General features: G+C 67.4%; 11 protein-coding genes. 5 read left to right on the top strand and 6 right to left on the bottom strand.

Annotation, left to right across the window (positions count from 1 at the left end; all coding sequences use genetic code 11):
• Positions 1-101: 101 nt before the first annotated feature.
• The 5 genes from OG225_RS41230 (at position 102) to OG225_RS41210 (ending at position 4,595) form a co-directional block, all read left to right on the top strand.
• On the top strand, positions 102-299 hold the full coding sequence (locus tag OG225_RS41230; protein WP_405183658.1) for a hypothetical protein: 198 nt from the start codon (positions 102-104) through the stop codon (positions 297-299).
• A complete protein-coding gene (locus OG225_RS41225; protein ID WP_331758615.1) occupies positions 296-1,588 on the top strand; it encodes an integrase in 1,293 nt (430 codons plus the stop codon). Before OG225_RS41230 ends, OG225_RS41225 begins: the two co-directional genes overlap by 4 nt.
• Positions 1,585-2,598, top strand: coding sequence for a hypothetical protein (locus tag OG225_RS41220; protein WP_331758613.1), 1,014 nt, complete (start codon positions 1,585-1,587; stop codon positions 2,596-2,598). Before OG225_RS41225 ends, OG225_RS41220 begins: the two co-directional genes overlap by 4 nt.
• Positions 2,599-2,885: 287 nt before the next feature.
• Complete coding sequence (locus tag OG225_RS41215) at positions 2,886-3,482, top strand: hypothetical protein (protein ID WP_331758611.1); 597 nt, start codon at positions 2,886-2,888, stop codon at positions 3,480-3,482.
• A gap of 399 nt (positions 3,483-3,881) precedes the next feature.
• Positions 3,882-4,595, top strand: a complete 714-nt coding sequence (locus OG225_RS41210; RefSeq protein ID WP_405183657.1) for a hypothetical protein — start codon at positions 3,882-3,884, stop codon at positions 4,593-4,595.
• Between the two features lie 68 nt (positions 4,596-4,663).
• On the opposite strand, the gene OG225_RS41205 is transcribed toward OG225_RS41210, so the two are convergent.
• The 6 genes from OG225_RS41205 to OG225_RS41180 all read right to left on the bottom strand — a co-directional run bounded on the left by OG225_RS41205 (position 4,664) and on the right by OG225_RS41180 (position 13,493).
• Positions 4,664-4,918 carry a hypothetical protein gene (locus OG225_RS41205; protein ID WP_331758606.1) on the bottom strand — a complete coding sequence of 85 codons (255 nt, stop codon included), beginning with the start codon at positions 4,916-4,918 and terminating at the stop codon, positions 4,664-4,666.
• Between the two features lie 173 nt (positions 4,919-5,091).
• Positions 5,092-5,694, bottom strand: a complete 603-nt coding sequence (locus tag OG225_RS41200; RefSeq protein WP_331758605.1) for a hypothetical protein — start codon at positions 5,692-5,694, stop codon at positions 5,092-5,094.
• A 231-nt stretch (positions 5,695-5,925) separates the two neighbouring features.
• Positions 5,926-6,567 (bottom strand): ankyrin repeat domain-containing protein, encoded by a 642-nt coding sequence (locus OG225_RS41195; RefSeq protein ID WP_331758601.1) that lies wholly within the window; start codon positions 6,565-6,567, stop codon positions 5,926-5,928.
• A 22-nt stretch (positions 6,568-6,589) separates the two neighbouring features.
• Positions 6,590-7,933 (bottom strand): hypothetical protein, encoded by a 1,344-nt coding sequence (locus OG225_RS41190; protein WP_405183656.1) that lies wholly within the window; start codon positions 7,931-7,933, stop codon positions 6,590-6,592.
• Positions 7,934-8,763: 830 nt separating this feature from the next.
• Positions 8,764-11,565: an ATP-binding protein gene (locus OG225_RS41185; RefSeq protein WP_331758595.1), complete on the bottom strand. Its 2,802-nt coding sequence runs from the start codon at positions 11,563-11,565 to the stop codon at positions 8,764-8,766.
• An 8-nt stretch (positions 11,566-11,573) separates the two neighbouring features.
• Positions 11,574-13,493 (bottom strand): hypothetical protein, encoded by a 1,920-nt coding sequence (locus OG225_RS41180; RefSeq protein WP_331758592.1) that lies wholly within the window; start codon positions 13,491-13,493, stop codon positions 11,574-11,576.
• Between the last annotated feature and the right edge of the window lie 391 nt (positions 13,494-13,884).

Here is a 13,884-nt window from a genome sequence, read left to right as displayed (position 1 = left end):
CGGCAGGTCAGAGGTATGAGTCGAGCGAGTGGGCCGACGCGGCTGGGGTGGTGGCGGTGCCCGAACTGCGGTGCGCGGGCTGTCGCCGCCGGAGTCTGTTGATGGACCAGGCGACCGGGACAGCGGTGTGCGCGCAGGGGGAGTGTTCGGTCGCGGCGATGGATGGGGCGGTGTCGTGGCTGTTGGTCGAGGCCGGGATCGACCACGATCCCGTCGGTGGTGAGCGGTCGGTCCACGGTCGCGGCCGCCCGGTGTCGTTCGAAGGACAGCGGCGGCCGCGGCAGGGGATGGGCCGGTGACGGCCGATCCGGTGGCGTCGTTGCCGCGGCCCCGGTTGAACGCGGGGGAGCGGGCTCGCATCCGCCGCCTGCGCACCAGCAGCAGCGGCGGCGGACAGCAGGAGGGGAGTTCGGGGCGGGAGCTGGCGGTGGTGCCGGTCGCGTCGACGCCGGCGTTGACCGAGCAGCAACGCGAGGCGATCGCCCACCGCCGCGCGCACGCCCAGGCCGCCAATACCCGCGCCACCTATACCAGCGCCTGGTCCCGATTCGAGAGCTGGTGCGCTGACCGCGGTTTCGAGGCGTTGCCGGCCCATCCCGACACCGTCGCCGCCTACCTCGCCGTGGCCGATGACGAGCGCGACGAGCAGGGCGAGCCGCGCTACGCGCGCACCACCTTGGAATTGTGGGTCGCGGCGATCTCGCGTGCCCACCGTGACCGGCAACTGCCCGACCCGACCAGGTCGCCGGTCGTGGGCGGGGTCGTCGAAGGTATCAAACGGCTGCGCACCAGTTCGGGTGAACGCCCGGACAAGGCCGTGCCGCTGCTGCACACCGACCTCGAGGCCATCGTGTCGGCCATCGCCGAGCACAGCGCCGCCGGGCGGGCGTGGAAACCGAAGGTGTACGCGCGCCGCGACATCGCCCTGCTCGTGTGGTCCTACGCCGGTGCGTTCCGGGAATCGGAACTGTGCCGGCTGTGGATCGCCGACATCGACCGCGCTGGTGACCCCGACGACAAATGGCTCGCGATCCGACTGCGCGGCACCAAGACCACTCAAACCCACAGTCCCACCGTCGTTCTGCCACGCGGTACCGGCTCGGCGCTGCTGTGCCCGTGGTGTGTGTATCTGCGGTGGCTCGCGGTCGTGGCCGCCTACGACACCGCCGCGACCGGCCTGGACCCCGCGGCCGGGCAAGCCGCGGGCGCCAAGGCCGTGCAACGGCTGCTGCGCCGCCCCGACGACCCCACCGTGCACCTCTGCGACGCGCCGTGGCCGCGGGTCACCCGCGCCCGCACACCGATCTTCCGGCCCATCGACCACGGACTGCCCCGCGACCGGAAAGAGTTGTCGGGCTACTCGTTCGGGGAGATGATCAAGAAACGGGCACTGCTGGCCGGTTACCCCGCCGACGCCGCGAAAGCTTTCCGCGGGCATTCCCCGCGCGCCGGGTTCAGCACCGACGGGTTGGCCCGAGGGATCTCGGCCTACGACATCGGACGCCACACCCGCCAAACCGTGCGCACCGTCGCCGGCTACGACCGCAACCAGCCCTGGACCAACAATCCCGCCGAAGGGCTCCTGTGACCGTCCCCGACGGGCTGCCGGTCCACTATCAGCGCGAATGGCAGCGATTCGACCTCTGGTGCGACGGCGCCGACCGCACCCCGTTGCCCGCTGACCCGCTCACCGTGCTGGATTACCTGCACGAGAGCGGCGGCACGCCCGCGACGGCGCGTCGACGGGTCTCGGTCATCAACACCGCCCACCGCCTCCACGGTCACACCCCGCCCGGGGGCGCGGAACCGATCCGCCGCGCGGTCAACCACCGGCGCGCCCAACGACTGGCCCGCCGCGCCGCCGCGATCGAACGGCTCCTGCCCGCGATCCCGATCTGGGGTTGGCCCCACGGCCTGGTCGGGCGCCGCGACCGAGCCCTGCTCGTCTTGGCGGCCGCCGGACTGCCCGCGCCCCGCATCAGCGCACTCACCCGCACCGATGTCACCATCGTCGGCGACGGTACCGTGCTGATCGGCGACCCCGCTCTCACGGTCGTCGCCGGTCCCGATCCCTACCGCTGCCCGGCCGGCGTCCTGCGCGACTGGCTCGACGTCCACACCCTCGTCCCCCACCCCGCAGGACACGCACTACTCGAACACCACCTCGAACAACGCACCCTCCCCACTCCCACCGGACCGGTTCCCGCCGGGGATACGCCGCTGTTCACCAGCTTCGACCGCCGCGGCTGGACCCCCCTGCCCGACATCGACCCCGAAACACTACGCCGCCCGGCACTACTGGCCCTCACTGGCGAATCGGTCACCGCGATCGTGCGCGCCCACCTGTCCGGCCGCGCCTCCACCCACCGCCGACGCCGACGCCCGACCCGGCCGGCGACCACACAACCCCAGCCGCCGCCGATCGAAGAGATCTACCTCGACCCCGACTACCACGACGCCGGCATCGCCGCCCGCCACCACGGCACCGCCGAACTCAACACCGAGATCGACGACCTCCTCGCCGACTTCGACACCGACGCCGACCAACTCAACGCCAGAATCCTCGAACTCCTCGACATCGCTACAGAAAGCGCGTAATCGAGGCACACTCTCACCCACGAACAAGGTGTCACTGTGACGGCTGGAGTGGCCCGGACTCCCTCTGGTCTCGGGGTGGTGGTGAATGGCGGGGGTCGCCGTGACGTGTCCGTGGAGGGCTGCCGCGGAACCGACTCGTTCGGCCATCCTCGCGTCGAATATGGCAGCAACACAACATGATTCCCGGCCGTCCTGGTTCGTCCGCCGCGTACCGCTCCCGGAGTGGTGTGGCTCTGCTTTGCCCTACTGCTCTTTGCGTATGTCTCCGTTGATACGCTTCTACGAACATGCGTGGGAAGCCGATCCGGGTGTGTCGCCCGCGCGGATGGCCCCAAGGGCTCTTCGGCCGCCGCGACGCCGCACTGCTCACCCTCGCCGCCGCCGGACTCCCGTTCACCACCCTGGCCGCCCTGCGCCAACGCGACCTGCACATCGACGACGACACCGTGACGATCGGCGCCCAGCCACTGCTCACCCTCCCCGCGACCGGCGACCAACACACCTGCCCGGTACGGGTGATGCGCCGCTGCACCGCGCTGCTGATCCACCTCCCCCACGACGGCGCGCCCGTGCTGCTCGAACACCACCTCACCCACGACGAACCCACCCGACCCGCCACACTGCACCCCGACCACCGCGACTTCCCCCTGCTGACCGGATTCGACTGGCGCGGAACACCACTCGCACTACCCGGCCACCTCGCTACGCTCACCGCCGGCCACATCGCCGGACTCGCCGCCGCCCGCCACCGCGCCCACGCCCTCGACGCCGCCCTCGACGCACTCTTCGCCCGCCTCGACCGCGAAACCGACGAACTCCTCGCCCGCAGCGCCGCCCTCGACTACCCACCCGGTCACACAGGTGATGCCGGTGAGCCCGAATGACCACAGCGTCCCGATGTGCCTCACCGGTCCGAGGGGCGACGGTGACAGGGTGGACCGAACCACGAGGAGAAGGTCCCGCCTCCGCTCCGGATCGACATGTGGCATCACGTGACGAAACTTCTATGATGTTCGTGGTCGCGGTCGAACAGCGGTCCGCGCCGCCGAATGAGCGTGGTCGACGGTCGGCTCCGAGGTTCGGGACGAAAAGTGTCGAGCGCGTACACGCTGCGCAGTCCGACCCTGGTGACGCCGGCGGTCGCGACACCGGGTCCCGGGGCGACCGATGAGCGCGCTCGTGGACTCGGTCGCCGTCGAGAAGCGACCGCGCACGGCCGCCGCGCTCGGGCCGATGGGAACGACCGGCCGACACCGGGCCGGGCGTGCGCGATACTGGTCGTCGTGTCGATCACCCTGGCAGAGTTGGCCGCGCCGTTGCGCGAGTGCGGGAGCGAGGTGCTGTCGCTGGCCGCGCCGATGCTGCGTTACCGCAGCCTCAACACCACCGAATACGTTGCGGCGTCGATGGATTGGTGCGCGCAGGTGTGGATGAGCGTGGAAGACCTCCCCGGCTACGACGGTGAACAGGTCTGTGTCGGCTGCGTCGATTTCCTCACCATCCGGCTGGGGCGTGAACTGATCGGTGACGACGTGCTGGACTCGCATTCCCAGGATGCGGTGGAATTCGCGCCGCTGTTCGAGGGAGCCTGGCTCGCCGGGGCAGTGGCCGAGCAGTTCGACGCCACGACGATCAACGATGTGCTGGTCGTACTGAGCGTCGAGCTTGCCTCGCCGCTGCGGGGACATCGACTCGGCGCGTGGATGGTCTCCGAGATCAGCGACCGGATGCTGTCCTCTCACGACGGCCTGATCGTGCTCTCACCGGCCGCCGACACACCACCGTCGGATCAGCTCGCCGCGAGACGACTCGAACGGTACTGGCGCACCGCTGGAGTGGCGCCGATCGCCGCCCACCCGCGGTTCCTCGGCCAGGCCAGCGCCTACACAACCCTCGAGGACGCCCGCGAAGGGCTCGCAGCGACCGCGGATCTGCGCCTCCAGGTCACCGCCGCGGAACTGCCCCACCACAACGACCACCACCGCGATCACCAGTGAATCGCGGCCACGGTCCCCACTGAAGCCCTGCCGCCCGGTGAGGCCTCATCCTCGTTCGGCAGCGCTGCTCACCAGGCGGAGGCATCGCTCTGTCGAATGCGCTCGGCACGGGATGAGGCTTCCAGTCCGGTGTGGACGGAGAACGCGAGCCACGGAACGAGACACACGATGACGATCACGACGCCAACCGTGGCTCTGCCCCCCAGCGCGAACACCCCGAGACACACCGCCGCCGGAATTGTCGCGGTGGCGAGACCGCTGGCGACCGCGAGCAACACATTCCACGCACGTTCGATCCCGGTCGCCCGCCTCGGGTTACCCATGAGGCGAGGCTATCGCCCCGATCGCGGCGGGTGGTGTCGTTCCTTCGACGGACACGACCGGGGCGGCCGGTGGACGGCGCCGCGATGCAGATCACCTGTTCCAGGTGTACGGCCGACCTGCTGATCGCCGACGAGCGCGGCGATCAGCGAACCGGCCGGTGGCAGGAATCCGGTTACAGGCTGATCGCAACGTGTGCGTGCCCGGCCAGCCGGAGTTCGGTGTAGTGGGCCAGTCGGTTGACCTCGGTGATGAAGCGATCGGCGTTGGCGTGGCAGACCTCGATCAGCGACAGGGTGTCGGTGTGGCCCGTCGTCGGATACCGCCCCTGATCACCGCGCGGGTCCAGGCGGTGGAAGCCTCGGATGAACGCGGCGATGCGCTGCTGGTCGGCACCAGCACCGAGCAGATCGTCCCCCGGCGCGAGCGCGTCGAGCAGATCGGCCAGATCGTGCCTGTAGCGGAGTCTCCTCGGCAGGGGCGACGAATGGGCTGGCTTCCACATCGACGCCGTCCGACCCGACAGCCTCACCGTCCCGTGGAGCGCCCGCGCGACAGCGTCGCTACACGCGGCCAGCCCAGCGCTGCCAGGGGCCTTGATCAGCCGGGCCGGGTTCGGGCACTCACGTCGTGTGCTGCGCCCCATGCCAGCCTGAAGCAGCAGCGGTTCGTGGCTGCCCGCGAACCGCCCCTCACGCGAGTCACCGGCCAATGGCACCACCGCGGCCGCGACCCCGGATCCAAGCCATCCCAGATCCGGTCCAACAACCGAGACCATGTCGTGTCCACCTCCACCGCAACCGGCTGCCCACTGGTCGACACCGCGTCGGCGTCGCCGCCGTAGGTGGTCACCGCATACCCTTCGCGAGCAGACAACGACGGGACATGCACCACATGATGCCGCGAGCCAGGAGCATCCGGCCACTCCGGATGCGCCACCGCGCCGGCCACGACCTGATTGGCTACATGAAACTCGTCAAAGCGATATCAACGATGTGAGACACGGGTCTTATGTGGCTTCTAGTCGCTCGATGACAGCCTGTCGTTGTGCTTGTAGATTCGGAGCTTCCACCATCCGTTCGCGCGTTCGCATAATATCGCGGGGAGTGCATCCAATCTGATCTTTCAAAGTGGGGTCTGCGCCTGCGTCGAGCAGTTCCAGCATACTTCGATAGCAACCATTTTGGGCTGCGCAGTGGAGGGCTGTCGTACCCGCGACATCTTGAACGTTAGGATCGGCACCGGCTTCCAACAACATGCGAACCGAGCTTTCGTCACAGACCACGGTCATGAGTACTGTGCGTAGAAAGTCTGGTTCGCGAACGTCGACATCGACAGACGGTGAATCCAGCAGCTTCTTCAAGAACCATGCATCTTCTATCAACGCGGCATAAGAAAGTATGGTCATTCCTTCTTCGTCCGTATGGCTCAAGTCCGCTCCGTTGTCCACAAGGACGCCGAACGCGTCCCTTCGCCGCAGGTACATCGCCCACATCAGCAGGCTTATCTGTCCCTTTCCGGTGGAGTTCGGGCTCGCTCCGGCCGATAGCAGGCGGCTCATCGAGGCAGTGTCGTCCTCGGCGATCGCGCGCGCCGTCTCTACTGCCATTTCGCCGGAGAAGATATCGTCCGGCCTTACAGCTGGGTCCATTCCGTCCCTTACGATACGATCTCTATTTCGGGTTGTCATATTCTATGCGTTCCGATAGCTGTTGCCGTATGGATGCGATGACGCTCTCCATGCCGTGGCGTTGAATAGAAGTCGTGCCAGCGATCGGAGGCAGTGTTATCTTCTTTCCGAGAGACTCCGGTAGTCTGGCGATTTTCTCCTGTAGCCTTGTCAGTATCTCACCTTCGACTACCACGTTGCGTATGAATCCGTCGGACATCGCCTCGCGAATTTTGGCAACTCCGAACAGGTCGTTCTTCGATGCGTTCGCTATCGTATTGTCGTGTATGCCTGCCGCGTTCAACAGAACCGCGGGCTTCTTCGTCAGAATAGACGCGGTTTGAGCCAGGCCTGCACCCAGTGAGTGGCCGACGTAGGTCACACTTCTGCTCTCGGCTCTGGATACTTCTGCGGCGATGATGGCTGCCGCATTGTATTGCCGAGTATCGCGGCCGATACCTTGTCGGACATCCGTCACGACATCGGGCACGCTGGGGACGATACGTCTGACACTGGTGCCGCCGAATCCCACCACCAAGTCGCCTTGATCGTTGCCGTATACTGCTGCCCGCAATCCAATCAGTCTTTTCCGGAATAATTCGGATTTAATTCCGACCTCTCGCATTTCCGGCTCGGTGAGTCTGCTGTAGCCGCCAAACTCTTTCCCTGACTCGCCTCGGTAAGAGTCCTCCGCCATCAAGGCATAGAAAAGATCTTCATCCGAGAGTTCGGGCGGAAACGGGGATTCGAGATCGCTATAACTTCGCCACTCGCGGCGGATGCCCCCATTGTCGAACGCTTCGAAGTACGCGGAACGCGGAGCATATTCGAGAGGGTCTCCAGTTGTGGAAACCTGTTCTATGTACAGTCCGGAACTCGACGTGATATCCGGCGAATAATAGACTTCGTGATGTTCCGTTAGGGCTCGGAACGAGGTTTCGAGGGCAGGCAGTGTGTTCTCGCGCGAGTTGTCCGGAACCGTGGCATCCGATAGGTCAAGCCGCAGTTGAGCCGCGGCACCTGAATCGAGCACCTGCGAGATCGGATCGTCGCGCGCTTCGAGCCCCTCTGCGATATTGGCGACCGCCAGCGCATCTACCCCGTTTGGCGGCTCGATCGGGTCGCTGAACCCCGGGCCGTCCTGGGCCTTGTGATCTGTGCCGAACCCGACGGGCGGCTGCTCGTTGGATTCGATGATCGAGGGAAGAGCAGGTGTATCCGTGGAGGACGACGTGTGCCCGGTTGGGTCGCCGGGAGGACTAGGTTCGTCTTGTGCAGACGTGGAGTCCTGTCCGGGGACGGGCTCGTCGGGATCATCGGATCCATCGCGTGGCTGGCTCTGACTCACGTCGTCGTGCTGCTCAGCCCGTGTGCGTCCCGCCGAGAGGGTCTGCTCCGCGAGCGGATTCTCTGGTTCTTCGCCCGATTCCGGATTGCCGCCCGGAAGGTGGGAAGCTGGGCTCGTTGCGGAAGCGCCAGGGACTGTAGGCGGGTCGTGCGCTGGTTCGGCGTGTTCGTCCGGGTGGATGCCTGTAGGGGTGGCATCGGGTTTGGGCTGGACAGCACGTCTGTCGCCGGGTAGATCTCGCTGATCGTCCGATTTCTGGCCGGGGTGTCGGTCGAGGCCAGCGGCAGGGTCGGTGGACTGTGGAGGGTCTTGGTCGTCGGGCGGTCGTGCCGGTCCGTCGTGATCGTTCGAGATCTCCTGGTTGCTGCTCCGGGTACCGGGACCGGTGGGTGAGCCGGGGCTTGTTGCTGGGGGTGGCCCTTCGGGCAGATCTTGGCCAGTGCGGGCTTGGAGCACCCCGGTGTCTTGTTGTTCGCGGAGGCTGCGGGGGTCGGTCGGCTTCCTGCTCGGAGTAGTGAGTGATTCGTGAGTACCCTCGGTGTGCTGTTGCGCGGTCGGAATTATGGGTGATCGGTCTTTCGGGGCGGGGGTGGCTCCGGTGGCCGGTTCTGGGTCTTCGTGGATCGGTAGGTGCCCGGTGGCGATTGCGGCTCGGGGACCGCCGGTGGCTTCTTGATCGATCTCGGTCCGGTGACGGGTTCGGTGGGGGTGGCGGTCGTTGTGCGGCGAGAGCGTGGATTGTGGTGTGTCGCGGGGTGGGGTCGACTCTGTTGCGGTCGGTGGCGGTTCGGAAGTGTCGGCGGCGTCGAGTCGTTTGGTGAAATCGATGCTCATGGGGCGAATTCCTGCTTCCCCAGGACACCGATCGGCCACCGTTCCCGGAGATGGATATGGGTTGTGGCTTGGCCGAGGCGCTCCAGGATCGTGGTGGCGGTGCTGAGTTGGTCGATGGCCACGGAGATGATCGAGGGCTGTTCGCGGCCGGTGACGGCGGAGTTGTCGGTCAGCGTGTCCGGGTATTTCCGCACTTGGTCGAGTTGGTCTGCCGCGGTGGGACCGGGCAAGTTGATGCCCCTGGCCAGCCAGTTGTCGGTGTCGGGGTGCGCGGGTGAGCCAGCAGGGGTGGCGGTGAGCGTGCGCTCGATGTCGACCCACCGGAATCTGCCCGCTTGCCAGCGAGTCGGGTTGGGGTCGAGTGGGGGTGCGGCGTGGTGTAGCCAGGCGTCCACGACCGCGTTGAGGCGGTCGGTGAGCGCCTCGGGTTGGTAGTAACGCTGGAGTTCGGTGTAGCGGGAGTCGATTCCGGCGTGGATGCGGTGGGCGAGGGCGGCGCGCACGACCGGGTGGCCGCTGCGGGTGAGTTGTTCGTCGAGCCAGTCGGTGGTGGGTGGTGGTGGGGGGTATCCGGACAGGTGGGCGATGATGACCAGTTCGATCCACACGATGATGCGCGGGTCTCGGGCGAGGCGGTGCGCGGCGTCGAGGTCGCGCAGTGTCAGCGGTGACCGTGCGGGGGTCGTGGCCGCGGCGGGGTTGGATGCTTCGTGGTGTTCGCGCAGGGGGACGGTGATGCGCAGGGGGCGGTCCATGCCGTCGGCGAAGACCGCGGCGCGTCCGGGCGGGAGTGAGACGACGTGGCGGGACTGTGCCTGGTCGAGGTTCATGGTGGCGCCGACGGTGTCGCGGTCTTCTGCGGCGGGGAGGCGGTGCAGGATTTTCAGGGCGGTGTTCTTGACGACGTCGGGGCTGATCTTGGCGGGGATCTGTTCGGCGACGATGAGTCCTTCGCCGTAGGCGCGGATTTCGGCGAGCAGCGAGGTGAACAGTTCGACGGCGTGGGCGGCGGTGGTGCCGGGTTCGGCGCGTTTGAGGAGCCGGTGGGCTTCTTCGATGACGGTGATGTGGCGTAGGCGGCGGTCGCCGGGGTGGGTGCGCAGGTGTTCGTAGAGGCGGATGAGGATGGCGCCGATGAAGAAGGCTTTGTCGGAGTCGTTGCCGAGGTCTTCGATCTCGAGGACGGCGTTGCGGGTGAGCAGGTCGGGGATGTCGAGGGGGTAGCCGCCTTCGAAGAAGCGGCCGGTGGTGCCCAAACGGAGGGAGCCGATGCGGACGTCGATGAATCCGCGGACGTTGTCGGTGATCTCGCGGCTGTAGCCGATGCCGTCGACGACGGTCAGTGCGGTGCGTTGTAGGTCGCCGAGGTTCGGGTATTTGGGGGTGATGCCGTCGAGGTTGGAGGCGCTCAGGACGGGGTTCCAGCCCAGGTCGGTGTAGATCTGGTTCAGGGCGTGGGCCAGGACCTGGGGGAAGGGTTCGGCGGGGTCGAAAGCGGCGAGGAACAGTGCCCGGGTGAGGTCGATGTGGGTTTGCAGGGGGAACCCGGGTGCGGGTTGGAGGGGATTGATCCCGACCGGAATCGCGTCGGGGTCGCCGGGGCGGATGACGGTGACCGGTTCGCCGATGCGTCCGGCCATGCCCGCGTATTCGGCTTTGGCGGGTTCGATGACCAGCCAGGGGATCTCGGCGGTGTGCAGGCCGTCCAGGATCCGGCGGACGGTCTGGGATTTGCCGGAGCCGGTGGCCCCGGCGACGAAGGTGTGCCGGTTCAGGGTGGCCAGCGGAACAGCGAACTCGCCGACGGGTTGATCGGTGGCGTCGAGGATGTCACCGACTGCGACGGCGTCGGTGGGGTCGGCGGGGTCGTAGTCGGCGGTGACGTCGAAGTGCGCGGGTTCGGTGACGCGGATACCGGGGAGTTCCCGGCGCGGCGGTCGAGCCAGGGCGGTGAGCAGTTCCGCGGTGGCGACGAACGGGGACCCGAACTCGCGGTCGGTGCCGGGACCGGCGGCCGTCCACGCCCGTGACAGGTCCGCACCCGGTCCGGTGCGGTCGGGGCGCAGGGTGTAGGGGTGGCCGTCGAGATCGCTGGCGGCGCACAGGATCGCGGCGGCGGCGCGGGCGTTGGGTAGGTTCTCGGCGCCGACGAGCAGGTGGATGTTCCAGATGCCGGTGGCCAGGGCGCGGGAGAGTTCGCGGTGGCGTTTCTCGCCGCGGGTGACCGCGAGGCGGGCGGGTTCCCAGTTGGGTGAGGCGCGTTGTTCGGACAGGTCGGTCTCGAGGCGCATGATGTCGTGCTCGAGGGCTTCGGCGTCGAGGGGTTCGGCGACGACGAGCCAGGCAAATCGGCCGGTGATGTGGTTGATGTAGTCCTCGAAACCGCCGCGGCCCGGCACTGCGGGCTGGCTGGTGTCTGGGGTCCACAGGGCGTCGGGTCGGCCTTCGCAGCGGATCCACGTCAGCGTGTTCCATTGCCGGTGGAGCAGTGCGGTGTCGATCGGAACGGCCTGGCTGCCCGGTGGGTACAGCAGGGCGTGGCCCTCGGTGAGCGGGCAGTAGGGGCTTCCGCCGACCAGGATGCGGAGTTGGCGGGTGTGGGTGGGGCGGTCCCAGGCGACGGCGAACGCCCCGGCAGGTTCGGTCTGGCTCAGGTGGGCGTGGACACTGCTGACGGCGGCGAACAGCTGCGCGGCGATTCCCGCGTCGATCTCGGCATCGGAGCGGGTGCCCGCGGCCGGGACCGGTCGGGGTGTCGCGGTCATCCGATGGAACTCGAAACCGTCCAATATCTGCATCGGCGGTCCTACTGTGGCTTGTACTGCGGTGTGGGTTGTTCTTGCGGCCAAGTCGGCGGCAGGACCGTGGGTGTGATCGGCACGGCGGACGGGATCGGTGTGATCGGCGCGGCGGCGGGCGAGATTTCGCCGCGGCCGCCCGCGGCTGTGATACCGGGCGGGAATCCGGCGACCTTGTCGAGCAGGGCGATGCCCGGGTTGGAGTCGGCGGCGGCGACGACGCGGGATTCCTGGTCGGCGTCGACGAGGACGAACGCGGTGATCGGCAGACTCTGCAAGGTCGTGGGTTCGACCGTGTAGATGTACATGAGTTGGACTGTCGTGCCGGAGTTGACCGAGTCCGCGACCGATTCCGACGACGAGTAGTTGCTCGAGCTGGTGTCGCCGTGGGTGGTTCCTACGGTCCTGCCTGTACTCGTGGTCTGACCGGTTTGCACGGACTGTTGCGAGAGCACGAACTTGTGGCCGCGGCCGATCAGGTCGGCGCCGGCGGCTGCTTCGGTGGCGTTGCCCAGTCTCATCAATATGGTGGAGCTTTCTCCTGTGCCGAGCAGCTTGATCATGTCGTCGCGCAGGTGCTGGAGCATCAGCACCAGCCGTACTCCGCATCGGGATGCGTAGTGAGACAGTGTCTCCAGAGCGGGTAGCCCGAGTTGGTCGGCGCCCGCGACCACGATGACGTCGTTGGTACGGGAACGGCCCGCCCGCAATTCGTGCAGCACGCGCGCGAGCACGATCCGGTCCAAGGCGTTCTTGCGTCGCGGATGCGGCGATCCCGTGGTCACCACCGCCAGCCCTTCGCTGGGCCATATCTGGGCGGCGCCGTGCGTCGTGGTCGCTGATTCGTCGACCTTGACGAGGTCGAGTAGAGATCCGATCGACTCCAGCGCCTCGGTGGCGCGGGGAGTCGCGGTGATCTTGTCGGTGACGACGCGCAGTGAATGCAGTTCCTGCGCCGAGAGCACCAGCTCGGAGGTTTCGTAGAAGCCTCGGATCGCACGCACAGCGGCGTCCAGGCGGGTCAGCGTCAGCGGCGCGTCTAGTCGCCCGGCGATCTTGGTCAGCAGCGCGGCGTCGATGTCGTGCAGGTCGGCGGCATGCTCGGACAGGCCGCGGCGGATGGCGGCGGCTTCGGCGATCACCTCCGCGGCCTCGGCCGCCGACAGCCCTGCCAGCAGCCCGATCCGAGCGGTATCCATGGGCAGTTCGACGACCGTGACCGGGCAGGCGCGGATCGCCGCGAATCTGACCAGGTCGTGGGCGACCTCGTGCTCGGTGAAATCCAGGACCAGCATCCCGGCGTCGGTGCCCAGTACCGAGGACCCCATGGTCGCCAGCAACGAGGTCCAGCCATCGACCGTTCCACCGAAGACATCGAGCCGTCGCGTCCGGGACCGCGGCGTCACCGGCCGCCACCGCATCGCGGTCTCGAACCGCTCGTCCTCGCAACGGTTGTGATGGGCGATGGCGGCCCGCCAGCGCGCGACGTGATGGTCGTGTATCGCGTCGGCGCGTCGCTGGACGAGGGCGAACTCACCGCGTGCGCGGCCGAGCAGGTTGGAGGTCCAGACCACATAGGCCACCGCCACACCGAGACAGCCCAGCCACGTCAGCACGCCCAACCCCGCATTGACACCGACTCCGACGACGACCATCGGCAGCCACGAAACAGCGAAGACGCACGCGGCGAAGCCCCACGCACCACGAGCCCTGTGCTCGGCCGTCCTGAGCGAGAACGGCACCTGTAGCACGGGGCGATCCGGCGGCGAGCCTGCCGATGGATGCGGCATCGGCGGCCGCGGCGGCGTGTACTCGAATCCCCAGAACTCACCGGCGGTGAACAGTCTGTCCGCAAGATCGCGATCGAGATCGGTGACCGTCCAGGGCGGCTCGACCCCCTCCTCACCCGCCCCATCGTCTGGCCTCATGAGCGTTCCCCGATCCTCGGGTGAGCGAATACGCCGGCGCACACAGTCCTCGTCGTTCGACGCTCGACCGCAGACACCGCCTCGATCGATGACGAGAAACACACCACCGGCCCAGCGGTCCGCGACGTCGCGCTCACGTCCCGCGCGACCGCCGAAACAACATCGACAGCGATCGACTGACCGGCGACGTTCACCGCCGCGCCGGCAGTGGCGGACCGCACTGTCGATTCCGTTGTCACCCACCATGTCCGTTGTAGGTCAGCGCCTTCGCGACCCACTGATGGACAACGGACCCGCCAAGCCCCCGGCGGAGGCCTGCGCCGCCGGGACGACGCACGTCGGAGGTTGCGTTGGCGCACTGTTCGCTCGACGCGGTCGAGAGGATCTCGCA

Origin of the sequence: Nocardia sp. NBC_01377 (assembly GCF_045040005.1) — a bacterium.
GTDB classification, from domain to species: domain Bacteria; phylum Actinomycetota; class Actinomycetes; order Mycobacteriales; family Mycobacteriaceae; genus Nocardia; species Nocardia noduli.
Note: the sequence above shows the minus strand (reverse complement) of the source record. Positions and strands in the feature narration are given on the sequence as shown.

Bases quoted from the DNA above. Each gene is read 5' to 3' on its own strand.
- OG225_RS41200 (WP_331758605.1), bottom strand. From the start codon at position 5,694: ATGGTCTCGGTTGTTGGACCGGATCTGGGATGGCTTGGATCCGGGGTC.
- OG225_RS41215 (WP_331758611.1), top strand. From the start codon at position 2,886: ATGCGTGGGAAGCCGATCCGGGTGTGTCGCCCGCGCGGATGGCCCCAA.
- OG225_RS41195 (WP_331758601.1), bottom strand. From the start codon at position 6,567: ATGGACCCAGCTGTAAGGCCGGACGATATCTTCTCCGGCGAAATGGCA.
- OG225_RS41230 (WP_405183658.1), top strand. From the start codon at position 102: ATGGACCAGGCGACCGGGACAGCGGTGTGCGCGCAGGGGGAGTGTTCG.
- OG225_RS41185 (WP_331758595.1), bottom strand. From the start codon at position 11,565: ATGCAGATATTGGACGGTTTCGAGTTCCATCGGATGACCGCGACACCC.
- OG225_RS41205 (WP_331758606.1), bottom strand. From the start codon at position 4,918: ATGGGTAACCCGAGGCGGGCGACCGGGATCGAACGTGCGTGGAATGTG.
- OG225_RS41180 (WP_331758592.1), bottom strand. From the start codon at position 13,493: ATGAGGCCAGACGATGGGGCGGGTGAGGAGGGGGTCGAGCCGCCCTGG.